This is a genomic window from Micromonospora sp. NBRC 110038 (assembly GCF_020884815.1).
Classification (GTDB): Bacteria; Actinomycetota; Actinomycetes; order Mycobacteriales; family Micromonosporaceae; genus Micromonospora; species Micromonospora haikouensis.
Genome location: NZ_BBOL01000009.1, coordinates 261,328 through 274,318 on the forward strand (window position 1 = coordinate 261,328; position 12,991 = coordinate 274,318).

Annotated in this window: 16 protein-coding genes; 8 read left to right on the forward strand and 8 right to left on the reverse strand. The window is 72.9% G+C overall.

The window, feature by feature from the left end:
- Positions 1-16 precede the first annotated feature (16 nt).
- The 3 genes from LPU61_RS26720 to LPU61_RS26730 all read left to right on the forward strand — a co-directional run bounded on the left by LPU61_RS26720 (position 17) and on the right by LPU61_RS26730 (position 3,674).
- Positions 17-484: a DUF4442 domain-containing protein gene (locus LPU61_RS26720; RefSeq protein WP_043961582.1), complete on the forward strand. Its 468-nt coding sequence runs from the start codon at positions 17-19 to the stop codon at positions 482-484.
- A gap of 68 nt (positions 485-552) precedes the next feature.
- Positions 553-1,305, forward strand: a complete 753-nt coding sequence (locus tag LPU61_RS26725) for a beta-phosphoglucomutase family hydrolase (RefSeq protein ID WP_229406515.1) — start codon at positions 553-555, stop codon at positions 1,303-1,305.
- Positions 1,302-3,674 (forward strand): glycoside hydrolase family 65 protein, encoded by a 2,373-nt coding sequence (locus LPU61_RS26730; RefSeq protein WP_043961584.1) that lies wholly within the window; start codon positions 1,302-1,304, stop codon positions 3,672-3,674. The genes LPU61_RS26725 and LPU61_RS26730 overlap by 4 nt, the downstream gene beginning before the upstream one ends.
- A gap of 175 nt (positions 3,675-3,849) precedes the next feature.
- Here LPU61_RS26730 and LPU61_RS26735 read toward each other — a convergent pair whose 3' ends face one another.
- Positions 3,850-4,371 carry a hypothetical protein gene (locus tag LPU61_RS26735; protein ID WP_229406516.1) on the reverse strand — a complete coding sequence of 174 codons (522 nt, stop codon included), beginning with the start codon at positions 4,369-4,371 and terminating at the stop codon, positions 3,850-3,852.
- Positions 4,372-4,464: 93 nt separating this feature from the next.
- Between LPU61_RS26735 and LPU61_RS26740 the strand changes: the two genes are divergently transcribed.
- Positions 4,465-5,190 carry a hypothetical protein gene (locus tag LPU61_RS26740; RefSeq protein ID WP_229406517.1) on the forward strand — a complete coding sequence of 242 codons (726 nt, stop codon included), beginning with the start codon at positions 4,465-4,467 and terminating at the stop codon, positions 5,188-5,190.
- Positions 5,191-5,233: 43 nt separating this feature from the next.
- On the opposite strand, the gene LPU61_RS26745 is transcribed toward LPU61_RS26740, so the two are convergent.
- The 3 genes from LPU61_RS26745 to LPU61_RS26755 form a co-directional block, all read right to left on the reverse strand.
- The gene (locus tag LPU61_RS26745) at positions 5,234-5,416 is read right to left on the reverse strand and encodes a hypothetical protein (protein WP_229406518.1); all 183 of its coding nucleotides are present in this window, start codon (positions 5,414-5,416) and stop codon (positions 5,234-5,236) included.
- A gap of 102 nt (positions 5,417-5,518) precedes the next feature.
- Positions 5,519-5,875 (reverse strand): thioredoxin, encoded by a 357-nt coding sequence (gene trxA, locus LPU61_RS26750; protein ID WP_043961586.1) that lies wholly within the window; start codon positions 5,873-5,875, stop codon positions 5,519-5,521.
- The gene (locus LPU61_RS26755) at positions 5,845-6,237 is read right to left on the reverse strand and encodes a MerR family transcriptional regulator (RefSeq protein WP_043961587.1); all 393 of its coding nucleotides are present in this window, start codon (positions 6,235-6,237) and stop codon (positions 5,845-5,847) included. Before LPU61_RS26755 ends, trxA begins: the two co-directional genes overlap by 31 nt.
- A 129-nt stretch (positions 6,238-6,366) precedes the next feature.
- Here LPU61_RS26755 and LPU61_RS26760 point away from each other — a divergent pair, with 129 nt between their 5' ends.
- Positions 6,367-7,050: a dienelactone hydrolase family protein gene (locus tag LPU61_RS26760; protein ID WP_229406519.1), complete on the forward strand. Its 684-nt coding sequence runs from the start codon at positions 6,367-6,369 to the stop codon at positions 7,048-7,050.
- Between the two features lie 13 nt (positions 7,051-7,063).
- Here the strand turns inward: LPU61_RS26760 and LPU61_RS26765 are convergent, their stop codons facing one another.
- The gene (locus tag LPU61_RS26765; RefSeq protein ID WP_229406520.1) at positions 7,064-8,257 is read right to left on the reverse strand and encodes an AI-2E family transporter; all 1,194 of its coding nucleotides are present in this window, start codon (positions 8,255-8,257) and stop codon (positions 7,064-7,066) included.
- Between the two features lie 202 nt (positions 8,258-8,459).
- Between LPU61_RS26765 and LPU61_RS26770 the strand changes: the two genes are divergently transcribed.
- From LPU61_RS26770 to LPU61_RS26780, 3 genes are all read left to right on the forward strand, one after another.
- Positions 8,460-8,645, forward strand: coding sequence for an antitoxin (locus tag LPU61_RS26770; RefSeq protein WP_043961589.1), 186 nt, complete (start codon positions 8,460-8,462; stop codon positions 8,643-8,645).
- A gap of 251 nt (positions 8,646-8,896) precedes the next feature.
- On the forward strand, positions 8,897-10,099 hold the full coding sequence (locus LPU61_RS26775; protein WP_043961590.1) for a cytochrome P450: 1,203 nt from the start codon (positions 8,897-8,899) through the stop codon (positions 10,097-10,099).
- 19 nt (positions 10,100-10,118) lie between these two features.
- Positions 10,119-10,361, forward strand: coding sequence for a ferredoxin (locus tag LPU61_RS26780; protein ID WP_043961591.1), 243 nt, complete (start codon positions 10,119-10,121; stop codon positions 10,359-10,361).
- 60 nt (positions 10,362-10,421) lie between these two features.
- Here the strand turns inward: LPU61_RS26780 and LPU61_RS26785 are convergent, their stop codons facing one another.
- From LPU61_RS26785 to LPU61_RS26795, 3 genes are all read right to left on the reverse strand, one after another.
- Entirely contained in the window at positions 10,422-11,024 is a 603-nt protein-coding gene (locus LPU61_RS26785) for a hemerythrin domain-containing protein (RefSeq protein WP_229406521.1), read from the reverse strand.
- Positions 11,025-11,270: 246 nt separating this feature from the next.
- Positions 11,271-12,320, reverse strand: a complete 1,050-nt coding sequence (locus tag LPU61_RS26790) for an ice-binding family protein (protein WP_229406522.1) — start codon at positions 12,318-12,320, stop codon at positions 11,271-11,273.
- Between the two features lie 262 nt (positions 12,321-12,582).
- Positions 12,583-12,990: a pyridoxamine 5'-phosphate oxidase family protein gene (locus tag LPU61_RS26795; protein ID WP_043961593.1), complete on the reverse strand. Its 408-nt coding sequence runs from the start codon at positions 12,988-12,990 to the stop codon at positions 12,583-12,585.
- Between the last annotated feature and the right edge of the window lies 1 nt (position 12,991).

The following is a 12,991-nucleotide window of genomic DNA, read 5'->3' on the forward strand; positions in this document are numbered from 1 at the left end:
GGAGTAACGTGCGGGCATGACCATCGACTCGCGCCAGGTCGCCGCCGGCATGCTGGAGGCGGTGCCGTTCGCCCGCACGCTCGGCGTCGAATTCGTCGAGGTGGCCCCCGAGGCCGACGGCGGCGTGCGCGCCGTGGTCCGGCTGCCCGACTCGCCGGCCACCCACAACCACGTCGGCGGCCCGCACGCCGGGGCGATGTTCGCCCTCGGCGAGACCGCCTCCGGCGCGGTGGTGCTCGCCGCGTTCGGGCAGCTCCTCGACCGGGCGGTGCCGCTGGCGGTGCGGGCCGAGATCGCGTACGGGAAGGTGGCGATGGGTCCGGTGCTGGCCACCGCGCGGCTCGGTCGGCCGGCGCCCGAGGTGGTCGCGGAGCTGGAGGCCGGCCGGCGGCCCGAGTTCCCGGTCGACGTCGAGATCGCCACCGAGGACGGCACCCCGACCTCGGCGATGACGGTCGTCTGGACCCTGCGCCCCCACCGCTGATCCCCGTGCGGGCCCCTCCTTCTCCCCAAACGGGTTTGGGGGATTCCGGGGGTGGATAGATTCGTACCGTGCTGGGCCTGCCTGCTCACGTGACCGCGTGTCTCTTCGACCTGGACGGTGTGCTGACGCAGACCGCCCGGGTGCACAACGCCGCGTGGACCGAGACGTTCGACGCGTTCCTCCAGCGCCGCGCGGCGGCCACCGGCGAGCCGTACCGGCCGTTCGACCCCGGCCCCGACTACAACCGGTACGTCGACGGCAAGCCCCGCGCCGACGGGGTGCGGTCGTTCCTCGCCTCCCGGGGCATCGTCCTGCCGGAGGGCTCGCCCGACGACCCGCCCGACGCGGACACCGTCCACGGCGTCGGCAACCGGAAGAACGCCGTCCTGCTCAAGCGCATCCACACCGACGGGGTCGAGGTCTATCCGGGCTCCGTGACGTACCTGCGGGCGGCAGCCGACGCCGGCCTGCGCCGCGCCGTCGTCTCCGCCAGCGCCAACTGCCGCGACGTCGTCGCCGCCGCCGGGCTGGAGTCGCTGCTGCAGGCCCGGGTCGACGGGGTGGTCGCCCGCGAGCAGGGGCTGCGCGGCAAGCCGCACCCCGACACGTTCCTGGCCGGCGCGAAGCTGCTCGGCGTCGACCCCGCGCAGGCCGCCGTCTTCGAGGACGCCCTCGCCGGGGTTGCCGCCGGCCGGGCCGGCGGATTCGGGTACGTCGTGGGCGTCGACCGGGTGGGCCAGGCCGACGAGCTGCGCGCGCACGGGGCGGACGTCGTGGTGACCGACCTCGCCGACCTCGTGGACAGGAGACCCGTCGCATGATCCGGGAACGCGCCTATCCGGTGGAGCCCTGGCACATCCGGGAGACCCGGCTCGACATGGACGTCCTGGCGCAGTCCGAGTCGGTCTTCGCGCTCTCCAACGGGCACATCGGCCTGCGCGGCAACCTCGACGAGGGCGAGCCGCACGGCCTGCCCGGCACGTACCTGAACAGCTTCTACGAGCTGCGCCCCCTGCCGTACGCGGAGGCCGGGTTCGGCTTCCCCGAGTCCGGCCAGACCATCGTCAACGTCACCAACGGCAAGCTGATCCGGCTGCTCGTCGACGACGAGCCCCTCGACGTCCGGTACGGCGAACTCCTCGCCCACGAGCGGATCCTCGACCTGCGCGCCGGCACCCTGCACCGGGAGCTGCACTGGCGCACCCCGGCCGGGCGCGAGGTCAAGGTGCGCAGCACGCGGCTGGTGTCGTTCACCCAGCGCTCGGTCGCCTGCATCAACTACGAGGTGGAGGCGGTCGACGGGCCGCTGCGGCTGATCCTCCAGTCCGAGCTGGTGGCGAACGAGAACCTCCCCGCGCAGAGCCGCGACCCCCGGGTGGCGGCGGTGCTGGAGTCGCCGTTGCAGGCCGAGGAGGAACTGACCACCAACGACGGCGGGCTGCTCATCCACCGCACGAAGGTCAGCGGGCTGCGGGTGGCCGCCGCCATGGACCACGACGTGCACGCCCCGGAGCACACCACCGTCACCACCGAGGGGTACGAGGACTGGGTCCGCACCACCGTCGGCTGCGTGCTGAAGCCCGGCGAGAAGTTGCGGGTGGTCAAGTACCTGGCGTACGGCTGGTCGAGCCGCCGGTCGCTGCCGGCGCTGCGCGACCAGGTCGGCGCGGCCCTCACGGGGGCCCGCCTCGACGGCTGGGACGGGCTGCGCCGGGAGCAGCGGGAATACCTCGACGAGTTCTGGGACGTCGCCGACGTCCGGGTCGAGGGCGACCCGGAGGTGCAGCAGGCGGTGCGGTTCGGGCTGTTCCACGTGCTCCAGTCCGGGGCGCGGGCCGAACGCCGGCCGATCTCCGCGAAGGGCCTCACCGGCCCGGGGTACGACGGGCACGCGTTCTGGGACACCGAGATGTTCGTGCTGCCGGTGCTCACCTACACCCAGCCGGGGGCGGTGCGCGACGCCCTGTACTGGCGGTACTCCACCCTCGCCCAGGCGCAGGAGCGGGCCCGCACCCTGAACCTGGCGGGGGCGGCCTTCCCGTGGCGCACGATCGAGGGGCCGGAGTCGTCGGCGTACTGGCCGGCGGGGACGGCGGCGTTCCACATCGCCGCCGACATCGCCGACGCGCTGCGCCGGTACGTGCTGGTCACCGGCGACGAGGGGCTGGAACGGGAGATCGGCCTGGAGCTGCTGGTCGAGACGGCCCGGCTGTGGCGTTCCCTCGGCCACCACGACCGGCACGGCCGATTCCACATCGACGGCGTGACCGGCCCCGACGAGTACACGGCCGTGAAGAACGACAACGTCTACACCAACCTGATGGCGCAGCGGAACCTGCTCACCGCCGCCCAGTGCGCGATGCGCTTCCGGGACCAGGCGATCGGCCTGGGGGTCACCGAGGAGGAGGCGGCGGCCTGGCGGGACGCGGCGAACGCGATGTGCGTCCCGTACGACGAGGGCGTCGAGGTGCACGAGCAGGTGGAGGGGTTCACCCGGCTCCAGGAGTGGGACTTCGAGCACACGCCGACCGAGAAGTACCCGCTGCTGCTGCACTACCCGTACTTCGACCTGTACCGCAAGCAGGTCATCAAGCAGGCCGACCTGGTGCTGGCCATGCACTGGCGGGGGGACGCGTTCACCGAGGAGGAGAAGCGGCGCAACTTCCTCTACTGTGAGCGGCGCACCGTGCGGGACTCGTCGCTGTCGGCCTGCACGCAGGCGGTGATCGCCGCCGAGGTGGGCTACCTGGAGCTGGCCCACCGGTACCTGCGCGAGGCCGCGCTGATGGACCTGCACGACCTCAACGAGAACACCCGCGACGGGGTGCACATGGCGTCCCTCGCCGGGGCGTGGATCGCCCTGGTCGCCGGGTTCGGCGGGCTGCGCGACCACGACGGGATGCTCGCGTTCGCGCCCCGGCTGCCGAGCCGGCTCGACCGGCTGGAGTTCTCGTTGCAGTGGCGAGGGCTGCGGCTGCGGGTCGACGTCCGGGCGCACCAGACGACGTACGCGCTGCGCCACGGCCGCGCCGACGACGTGGTGGAACTGCGGCACCACGGCGAGAAGGTGCGGGTGACCTACGCGGAGCCGGTCACCGTGCCGGTGCCGCCGTTCACGCCGCCGGCCACCGAACCGGAGCAGCCGCCCGGCCGGGCCCCGCTGCTCCGCCTCCCAGAGCAGCTCGGCTGAAGCTCCGCGCCCGGATCGGCGCCGAAACGGTCGTGGTGTTCGAGGCTGCGCCACGGTCCCCGGGGCCGGGGTGACGGCCGTGGGCCAAGGGGTCGGAGAAGTCGTAAGCGACCTCCGACCCCTTGACCGTTGCTGCGTGCCGCCGACGAGAGGCGGCATCAGGCTCCTCGACGGCTCAGTAGTCCTCACCGCACGAGTGGCCCGCGTTGGAGCCGATCGGAACGAAGGCCATGCTGTCGAATGCGACCGCGTCGAAGCCGCTTGTGGTTGCGGAGCCGGCGTTGTTGAGCTGCACCTGGGCGCCTCGGCCCAGTTCGTACGAGCCCAGGTACACCCACTTGTCGTCGCCGAGGTCGAGGGGGTTCGGGTTGGGTATCCCCCCGATCGCCCAGCCCGCCTCGTTGGCGAGGTTGATCGAACAGGCCGCCTGCGGGAGGACCGCGCCCCTGGTGATCAGGTACTCGGCGTTGTCGTAGTCGGCACCGTGGCTGGGCACGTGGGCGACGATGTCGTACCGGGCCCGCTCGCCTGGGGCCAGGTCGAGATTCGGGGTCCAAGACCCGACGATCCGGCGCTTGCTGTTGCCCTTGTCCACGTACGTGTACCAGATGTGCCCCTTGTATCCGGCTCCGATCTGGTGCAGGTCGACCTCGGCGTACGGGGCCGTGTCGCCACCTGCGGGGACGCCCCACCGCATCGTGAACTTGCCGTCAGAGGCGCCGATCTCGCAGTGTTAGCGTGGCTCCGCCTCAGCCCCTGCTGGCTGCGGTGCGACGAACGGGGGATGCGCATGACGGAGCAGTTCGGGGCCGAACTCAGACCACGCACGCCACGACCGAGGCGGGCCGGAGGACCCCTGCTCGTCGTGCTGATCGTGTTGGTCATCGCCGCGCTCGGGCTCGGCACGTGGTGGTTCCGGGCGGCGAGGACGGAGCCGGCAGTCGAGGTGTCCGGTGTCACCCCTGGCTCGCCCTTGCCCTCGAGCGCCCCAGCCGCAGCACGTCCCGAGACGACCGGGGACTCCGGGCAGCAGTCCGCCGGACCGCTGCCGGCCATCCCTGGGGTGAAGGTCGAGGCCGTCGCCGCAGACTGGGCGAAACGGTGGGGCACCCCGCCGAAGGCCTTCGCCAAAGGGTACGACACCACGGCGAAGCTGCCAGGGACCGCCTACCGTGCCCGCTTCGGGGTCCTCGGCAGCCCGGACGGGGACGGGACCGAGGTCGCTACTCTCTTCTGCACCGTCGGTGACCAACAACACACCAAGGACCGGCGGCTGATCCGGGCAATGGTGGACTCCTGTCTCGCCCCTGCCCTACGCGGGGAGGAGAAGGCGACGGTGTCGACCTGGCTCAACGCGCAGGACTACTCCCACGACGTCTTCGCGACGCGGGAGCTTCCCCGGTTCGTCGTCGACCTCGTGTCCTCAGAGAGCGTCTTTCATATCAGCCTCGTCTCGAAGGGCAGAAAGGCCGGCCCGGGTGCCGTCCCGACAACCCGGACAGAACCCGCAGGCTAGTTGCCCACGGCGGGCCGGCACCCGTCCACCCGGCACGGGACGCTCAGAGCGGCCGTCCCTGGGACGGCCGACCGGCCGCGTCGTGCGGGGCGACGGCCCTCGGGTCGTCGGCGGTGCGGGCCTGCGCCGCCTCGTCCGCCCAGTCCCGGCTGCGCTCGGCGTCTCGTTCCCGCTGTTCGTCCCGCTCGGCGGTCTGCTGCTTGGACCTGTCCTGTCGTCGGGCCATGACGATCCTCGCGATCCGTCGGGGCGCGGCTGCGCCGGTGCTGCGGTCACCCCGGGCCTTCCCGCCCGGCCCGGCGGCAAACCGCAGCGGCGGCGAGCCGGGTCAGGGCCGCCAGGGCTCCAGGTGCCGGGCGAAGCTCAGCCGCAGGTTGCTCTTGGGGCGGGCCCCGACGGTGGAGCCGACCACCTCCCCGTCGCGGAACACCAGCAGGGTCGGCATCGACATCACCTGGTACGCCCGGGTCGTCGCCGGGTTCTCGTCGGTGTTGAGCGTGACGATGCGCAGCCGGTCGCCGAACTCCACGGCCAACTCGGCGAGGCTCCGGGAGACCGCCACGCACGGCGGGCACCACTCGGCCCAGAAGTCGACGACCACCGGCCGGTCGGCGGCGAGCACCGTCGCGGCGAACGAGGCGTCGGTGACGGCGGTCAGCGGGGTGGTTCCCGTTTCCTGAGGCATGTTTCCTCCCGGTACGCGATGGCCTGGGCGAGTTGGTCGTGCAGCTGTCGCCGCACCGCGCCGAGCCGGTCGAGGTAGGCGTCCACCTCGGCCAGCTTGCGGCGCAGCACGGCCACCGAGTCCGGGCAGACGTCCCCGGAGGCGTGCCCGGCCCGGAGGCAGGCCACGAACGGCCGGATGTCGTCCAGGCCGAAGCCCACCGCGAGCAGGGCCCGGATCTCGTGTACGACGCGCAGCTCCGCCTCGTCGTAGACGCGGTAGCCGTTGGCGGAGCGTCGGGGCCGGACCAGCCCCTGCGACTCGTAGTACCGCAGGGTCCGGGTGCTCGTGCCGGCGCGTTCCGCCAGCTCACCGATCAGCATCCGACCTCCTTCGCCCGCCGCCGACCGCAACGCTAGACCTTGCCGCCGATGTCAAGGCAACGGCGAATCCCGGCCGCCAGGGCGGGTAAGCGCCGCCGGACGAGGCGGAAGCCGTGGGGAGGATGTGCGATGGCGGCACGGGGACAGGTGGGCACGACGACCCGGGGTGGCGAGGTGACGATCCCGGCGGGTGACGCCGGGCTGCCGGCCGACGTCCTGGTCCCGGCCGGGGCCACGGGGGTCGTGCTCTTCGCGCACGGCAGCGGCAGCTCCCGACACAGCCCCCGCAACACGGCCGTGGCGGGGGTGCTGAACGGGCGGGCGCTCGGCACGGTGCTGGTGGACCTGCTCACGCCGGAGGAGGACCGGGTCGACGCCCGTACGGCCGAACTCCGGTTCGACATCGGGCTGCTCGCCGACCGGCTGGCCGCGATCGTCGACTGGATGGCCGTCGAGCCGACGCTGGCCCGGTTGCCGGTGGGCCTGTTCGGCGCGAGCACCGGTGCCGCCGCCGCGCTGGTCGCCGCGGCGGCCCGCCCCGAGCGGGTGCGGGCCGTGGTCTCCCGGGGCGGCCGACCGGATCTGGCCGGCGCCGCCCTGCCCCGGGTGGCCGCCCCGACACTGCTGCTGGTGGGCGGGCTGGACGAGCAGGTGATCACGCTCAACGAGCAGGCGGTGGCGGAGCTGGGCGACGTCGGCGAGCTGCGGGTGGTGCCCGGCGCGACCCACCTGTTCGAGGAGCCGGGCGCGCTGGAGCAGGTCGCCGACGCGGCGGCCGACTGGTTCGCCACCCACCTGCGCCCGCCCACCTGACGGGCCATCGGTCTCAGGCGGGCGCGGGCGGCCGTCCGGTGGCGGCCTGCCGGTGCCGCTGCACGGTGTCGATCACCCGGTACACGACCGCCGTGATCGGCACCGAGACGAACGCCCCGGCGATGCCGGCGATCAGCGTGCCGGCCGTCACCGCCACCAGGACCACCGCCGGATGCAGCTGGACCTGCCGCTTCATCACCAGCGGCTCCAGCAGGTTGCCCTCGATCTGCTGTACGGCGATCACGGCGGCCAGCGTGAGCAGCGCGACGGTCGGCCCCTTCGCGGCGAGCGCCACCAGCACCGCCACCGCCCCGGCCACGGTGGCCCCGATGATGGGGACGAACCCGCCGAGGAAGGTGATCAGGGCCAGCGGCAGGGCGAGCGGCACCCGCAGCAGCACCAGGGCCAGGCCGATCCCGAGCGCGTCGATCGCCGCGATGATCATCGTCCCCCGGCTGTACGCGCCGAGGGTCCGCCAGCCCACCCGGCCGGCCTCGGCGGCGACGTCCCGGTTGGGGCCGGCCGTGCGGCGCAGCACCCAGTGCCACATGGGCCGGCCGTCCTTGAGCAGGAAGAAGAGCAGCACCAGGGAGAGCAGCACGGAACCGGCGACCTCGGCGGCCGTCCGCGCCCCGCCGACCGGGTCGGGGGCGCCGCCGCCCAGCCCGTCCCGGGTCTGCCGGATCAGCTTGTCGAGCTGGTCGTCGGTCACCGGGAGGGTGGAGGTGACGAAGTCCCGGGTCCGCTGGAGGCCCTGGTCCAGCTCCTGGCTCAGCTCGCTGAACTGGCTGGCGGTCAGGTTCCACACCAGCACCCCGACGCCGACCAGGATGCCGAGCAGGAACAGCACGGTGAGCAGGGCGGCCAGCGCCGCCGGCAGCCGGAGCCGGCGCAGCAGGAGCAGCACCGGGTCGAGCAGGGCGGTGAGGAAGAGCGTCGCGGCCAGCGCGATCGCCAGCGGGGCCAGCAGTACGGCGATCTTCCCGACCAGGTACAGCCCGGCGACGACCACCACCAGGCAGGCGCTCCACAGCACGGCAGAGCGGACCAGCCACGGCAGCCCGGCCCACGCCTGGCGCGACCCCGCGCCGCTCGCGTCGACCGCGACCCGCCGGGCGCGCTGCCCGTCGTCCGTCGTATCCCCGGCACCGTCGTCGACCACGTCACCCTCCCACTTCTCGGCGAGTTCCCCGTACCCGAACGCCACCTCCCCGACACCCGCCCCACCTCGTACCAATCTTGGACGGTTGTCGCTGGGACGGAACGCGAACTGTCCAAGGTCGGCGGGCGCGGCCGATCCGGCGGCGGTTTGTGCGGGTGGGGGCAGGGAACGCTCCCCTCAGGGAACGCTTCCGTCAGGGAATCAGCGGAGGGATCCAGCGAGGGATCCAGCAGAGGAGGGGAAGCGCGTGGGTGACTTCATGGACAAGGCCAAGGACTTCGCCGACAAGCACGACAAGCAGGTCGACCAGGGCATCGAGAAGACCGGCGACATGGCCGACCAGCGCAGCGGCGGCAAGTACGACAAGCAGATCGACAAGGGTGTCGACATGGCCCAGCGGCGCACCGGCGAGGGCGACACCTCGCCGCGCTGACCCCGACCCGTCTCCGGTCCCGGGCCGCCACGCCGAGGCGCCCCGGGACCGTCGTGTCGGAGCAGCCGCCGCGCCGGGGCGGGCCAGGGGGATTCTCGTCAAGGCGACCCGGGCCGGAAATCCGGTCCCGCTCACTGGCCGATCATCGAACTCTCTCGCTACGATCCGTATTCGGGGCATGACTCCAGGTGGGTCGCCCCGGCGGACCGGGCGGCCCGACGGCGGGGCTGCGGACGAGAGGGAGTCATCCGGTGACCGACACATCCGAGGCGACGATCCAGCGCTACCCGTTCGGCGATCCCGACCGGCTCAACCTCGATCCGCGCTACGCCCGGTTGCGCCGGGACGAGCCGCTGATCCGGGTCCGCCTGCCGTACGGCGAGCCGGCGTGGCTGGCCACCCGGCACGCCGACGTGCGTACCGTGCTCGGCGACGCCCGGTTCAGCCGGGCCGCCGCCGTGGGGCGCGACGAGCCGCGCAACACCGCGCGGCAGATCCAGGGCGGCATCCTGTCCATGGACCCGCCCGACCACACCCGCCTGCGCCGGCTCGTGGCCCGCGCGTTCACCGCGCGCCGGGTCGAGGAGCTGCGGCCCCGCACCCGGCAGATCGCCGACGAGCTGGTCGACAATCTGCTCGCCGCCGGCCCGCCGGCCGACCTGGTGGAGCACGTGGCCACCCCGTTGCCGATCCGGGTCATCTGCGACCTGCTCGGTGTGCCGGTCACCGACCAGGACAAGTTCCACACCTGGTCGGAGGCGATCGTCTCGACCACCTCGCTGAGCCAGGAGCAGATCCAGCAGTACATCGACAACCTGTTCGCGTACATGGGCGAGCTGATCGCGCGGCGGCGCGACGAACCCACCGACGACCTGATCGGCGCGATGGTCCGGGCCCGCGACGCCGACGACCGGCTCAGCGCGGAGGAGGTGGTCCAGCTCGCGGCGGGGCTGCTCGCCGCCGGCCACGAGACCACCGTCACGCAGATCCCCAACTTCGTGTACGTCCTGCTGCAGCACCCCGACGAGTGGGCCCGCCTGCGGGCCGACCGGACGTTGGTCCCCCGCGCGGTCGAGGAGCTGATGCGCTTCGTCCCGCTCGGCGCGACCGCCGCCTTCGCCCGCTACGCGAAGGAGGACGTCGAGATCGGCGGCGTGCTCGTGCGCGCGGGCGAGCCGGTGGTCGTGTCGATCCCGTCGGCCAACCGGGACGAGACGGTCTTCGCCGACGCCGACCGGCTCGACCTGGGCCGGGAGGTCAACCCGCACCTGGGCTTCGGGCACGGGGTGCACCACTGCGTCGGTGCCCAGCTCGCCCGGATGGAGCTCCAGGTGGTGCTGGACACGCTGCTCGACCGCACCCCGGGGCTGCGCCTGGCGGTGCCCGAGCCGGAGCTGATCTGGAAGAGCGGCCTGCTGGTACGCGGCCTCACCGCGATGCCGGTGGCCTGGTGAGGGGGAGGATCAGGTGAGCATGGAGGAAGGGCAGTCCGGCCCGGGGTGGCGGCTGCACGTGGACCCGACCCGGTGCATCGGCTCGGGCATCTGCGCCGGGACGGCACCCAAGCACTTCGGCCTGGTGGACGGGTTGTCCCGCCCGCTGGCCGAGCGGGTGGCCCCGGCGCAGGCGGTCCTCGACGCGGCCGACTCCTGCCCGATGGAGGCGATCCTCGTCTCCGAGGCGGACAGTCGCCGGCGGATCGCCCCCGAGCCCTGACCGGTGACCACCGTCGACACCGACCCCGAACCGGTGTCGGCGGTGCGTCACCGCAACAGTTCAGAGCTGCTTGTCGCGCAGCTCCTCCATGGAGGTGGGCCGGCCGCTGAGGGCGTCCCGTAGCCGGTCCACCAGGCCGGTGCCAGGGGCGAGCAGCCGGTTCGCCGGCGGGTGGTCCGGCGCGGCCGGGTGCGGCCGGGTCGGCGCCGACCTCTTCGCCGCCTGCACCTTGCCGGCCAGCTCCACCAGTTCCTCCCGGGCCATCGCGGCGCGCAGCCGGGGGAACAGCTCCGCCTCCTCCTCCTGCACGTGGTGGCGGATCGTCTTGGCCAGGTGACCCAGCAGCGGCTCGAACCGGGCCTCCGACGGGTCGACCGACTCCAGCTCCTTCATGGTCCGCTCGGCCTCGGCGTGCTCGGCGATCTCGTGCTCGGCGAGCTGGTCGCCGTCGGGCAGCGCCTTGCGGGCGGCCGGGTAGACGTACTGCTCCTCGGCGACCGAGTGGCGGACCAGTTCGGCGATCACCACGTCGGCGAGCTGCCGGCGGTGCTCCGGGGTGCCCTGCCGGCCCTCCAACTCCACGAAGATCGCCTCCACCGCGCGGTGGTCGGCGACGAGTACGTCCACGACGTCCTGGTCGGTCACGCTCTGCGGGTTGGTCATGTCGCTGCCCCTTACCGGTTGCGGAATCGGTCGGTGCTGTGGCAGGTACCCTGCGCTGTTCGGGCGAACCCATGGCGGTGGGGGAATCGGCCGTCGTCCACCTCGTCCGGCACGAGTTCGTCCGGCCCGAGTAGCGGGAAGGGGCCCCGAGCAACGCCGTCGGCGCAGCTGGGCCCCCTGCTCACCGCCGCGCGTACGCAGCAGTGGTGCCCCGGCGGCCGGTCACCGGCCGCCGGGGCCTTCCCGTCAGGACTCGGATGTCCTCCGTCGGTAGAGGACCAACAGGGCCACGCCGGTGGTGAGCGCGATTCCGCCGATGCCCGTCAGGAGGGGCAACGACGCGGTGCCGTCGTTACCCCCGGTCACCGGCAGCGCTGTGCGGCTGCGGGTGGGGTATCCGGTCGGGCTGCCTGTCGGTTGGCCGGTCGGGGTCCCGGTGGGTGTGCCGGTCGGGCTGCCCGTCGGTTGGCCGGTCGGGGTGCCGGTGGGCTGGCCGGTCGGGGTGCCGGTGGGCTGGCCGGTCGGGGTGCCGGTGGGCTGCCCGGTCGGGCTGCCCGTCGGCCCGAGGCAGACGGGCTGCGTGATGGTGTTGGTGTCGAGGGTGACGGCGCCGGTCTGGGCCAGGGCACGCCCCTGGAGAGTGGCACCGGTGTTCATGGTGATCGAAGCCTGGGCCAGGATGTTGCCCACGAACTGCGTGCCTGTCCCGAGCGTCGCGGAACTGCCCACCTGCCAGTAGACGTTGCAGGGTGAGGCGCCGTTGATGAACACCACGCTGCTGTCGGAGGCGGTGATGAGCGTGGACTCGATCTGGAAGATGAACACGGCGGCCGGGTCGCCCTGGGTGTTGAGCGTCAGGGTGCCGGTCAGTTGCGCGGCACCGATCCGGTACACCCCGGGCGTGAGCGTGGTGCCGCCGAGTTCCGCGGGGAGGATGGTGAACGGGGTCCGGCCGGCGGCGTCGTTGTAGGCGGTGGTGAGGTCGTTCTTGGCCTGGAGGGCGACGGCGTCGCCGAGGTGGATCTCGCCGGCCACGACGCCCGGTGGGAAGCCTGGCGCGGTGTTGCCGGGATGGACGCCGAGGCTCTGTGCCAGGAAGCTCGGCCCGGTGTTGGTCACCGTGGAGCCGGCCAGCACGGAGAAGTTCGCGGCCGTTCCCAGGTTGACCGGCGCTTCCGCGGCGCTCGCGCCGGTGCCGCTGAAGATCAGCACAGCTACGGCGGTGCCGGTGGCGGTGACGGCTGCGAGCGCCGGCAGTACCGCGCGGCGGAGTCGTCGGACTTTGGTGCGTGTCACGATGTGGCCCTCTCGTGGTGCGCCTCGGGGTTCCCGCCACCATGGCGACTCCCCGATGCCACCGGTTACAGAGTATGCGTAACCGGACTTTGACACACTAAAGCGCCTTTTGCTCCCAAAAGTTCTAAACTGTATGGGTCGTGCCCGGCAGGGCCCGGGTAGCTGTGCTCCCGGCCCCCGGTGTCCACCGCGCTGGCGAGGACGCTGGCCACCACCGGCTCGCCCGCGTCCACCGGTGGTGCCGGGTTTCTCGGCCAGCCGGTCAGAGACTGCCCAGCACCCGGGTCACGGCGATCTCGATGACGACCCGCTGCGGATTGGGGCGCGGGACGCGGTAGCGCTCGGCGTACCGGCGCTCGGCCTCGGCGACCGACGCCGGGTCGGCGCGCAGCACCGCCCGACCCTCCACGGTCAGCCAGCGCCTCCCGTCGACGTGACAGACCGCCACCGGGGTGCCCGCCGCACCGGCCGCTGCGACGTGCCGGGCCTTGGCCGACGTGCCCGACGTGATCACCCGGGCCAGGCCGGCGGCCGGGTCGAGGGTCATCCCGACCGGTACGACGTGCGGGGTCCCGTCCGCGCGCAGCGTCGTCAGGGTGGCCAGGTGCCGCTCCCGGCAGAACGCGAGGACCCGTTCGTCGTGGATGCCCAACCGATGGTCGCCCGGCATG

Coding starts and splice junctions, on each gene's coding strand:
- LPU61_RS26720 (WP_043961582.1), top strand. CDS start 17: ATGACCATCGACTCGCGCCAGGTCGCCGCCGGCATGCTGGAGGCGGTG.
- LPU61_RS26730 (WP_043961584.1), top strand. CDS start 1,302: ATGATCCGGGAACGCGCCTATCCGGTGGAGCCCTGGCACATCCGGGAG.
- LPU61_RS26735 (WP_229406516.1), bottom strand. CDS start 4,371: ATGCGGTGGGGCGTCCCCGCAGGTGGCGACACGGCCCCGTACGCCGAG.
- LPU61_RS26740 (WP_229406517.1), top strand. CDS start 4,465: ATGACGGAGCAGTTCGGGGCCGAACTCAGACCACGCACGCCACGACCG.
- LPU61_RS26745 (WP_229406518.1), bottom strand. CDS start 5,416: ATGGCCCGACGACAGGACAGGTCCAAGCAGCAGACCGCCGAGCGGGAC.
- trxA (WP_043961586.1), bottom strand. CDS start 5,875: ATGCCTCAGGAAACGGGAACCACCCCGCTGACCGCCGTCACCGACGCC.
- LPU61_RS26755 (WP_043961587.1), bottom strand. CDS start 6,237: ATGCTGATCGGTGAGCTGGCGGAACGCGCCGGCACGAGCACCCGGACC.
- LPU61_RS26760 (WP_229406519.1), top strand. CDS start 6,367: ATGGCGGCACGGGGACAGGTGGGCACGACGACCCGGGGTGGCGAGGTG.
- LPU61_RS26780 (WP_043961591.1), top strand. CDS start 10,119: ATGGAGGAAGGGCAGTCCGGCCCGGGGTGGCGGCTGCACGTGGACCCG.
- LPU61_RS26785 (WP_229406521.1), bottom strand. CDS start 11,024: ATGACCAACCCGCAGAGCGTGACCGACCAGGACGTCGTGGACGTACTC.
- LPU61_RS26795 (WP_043961593.1), bottom strand. CDS start 12,990: ATGCCGGGCGACCATCGGTTGGGCATCCACGACGAACGGGTCCTCGCG.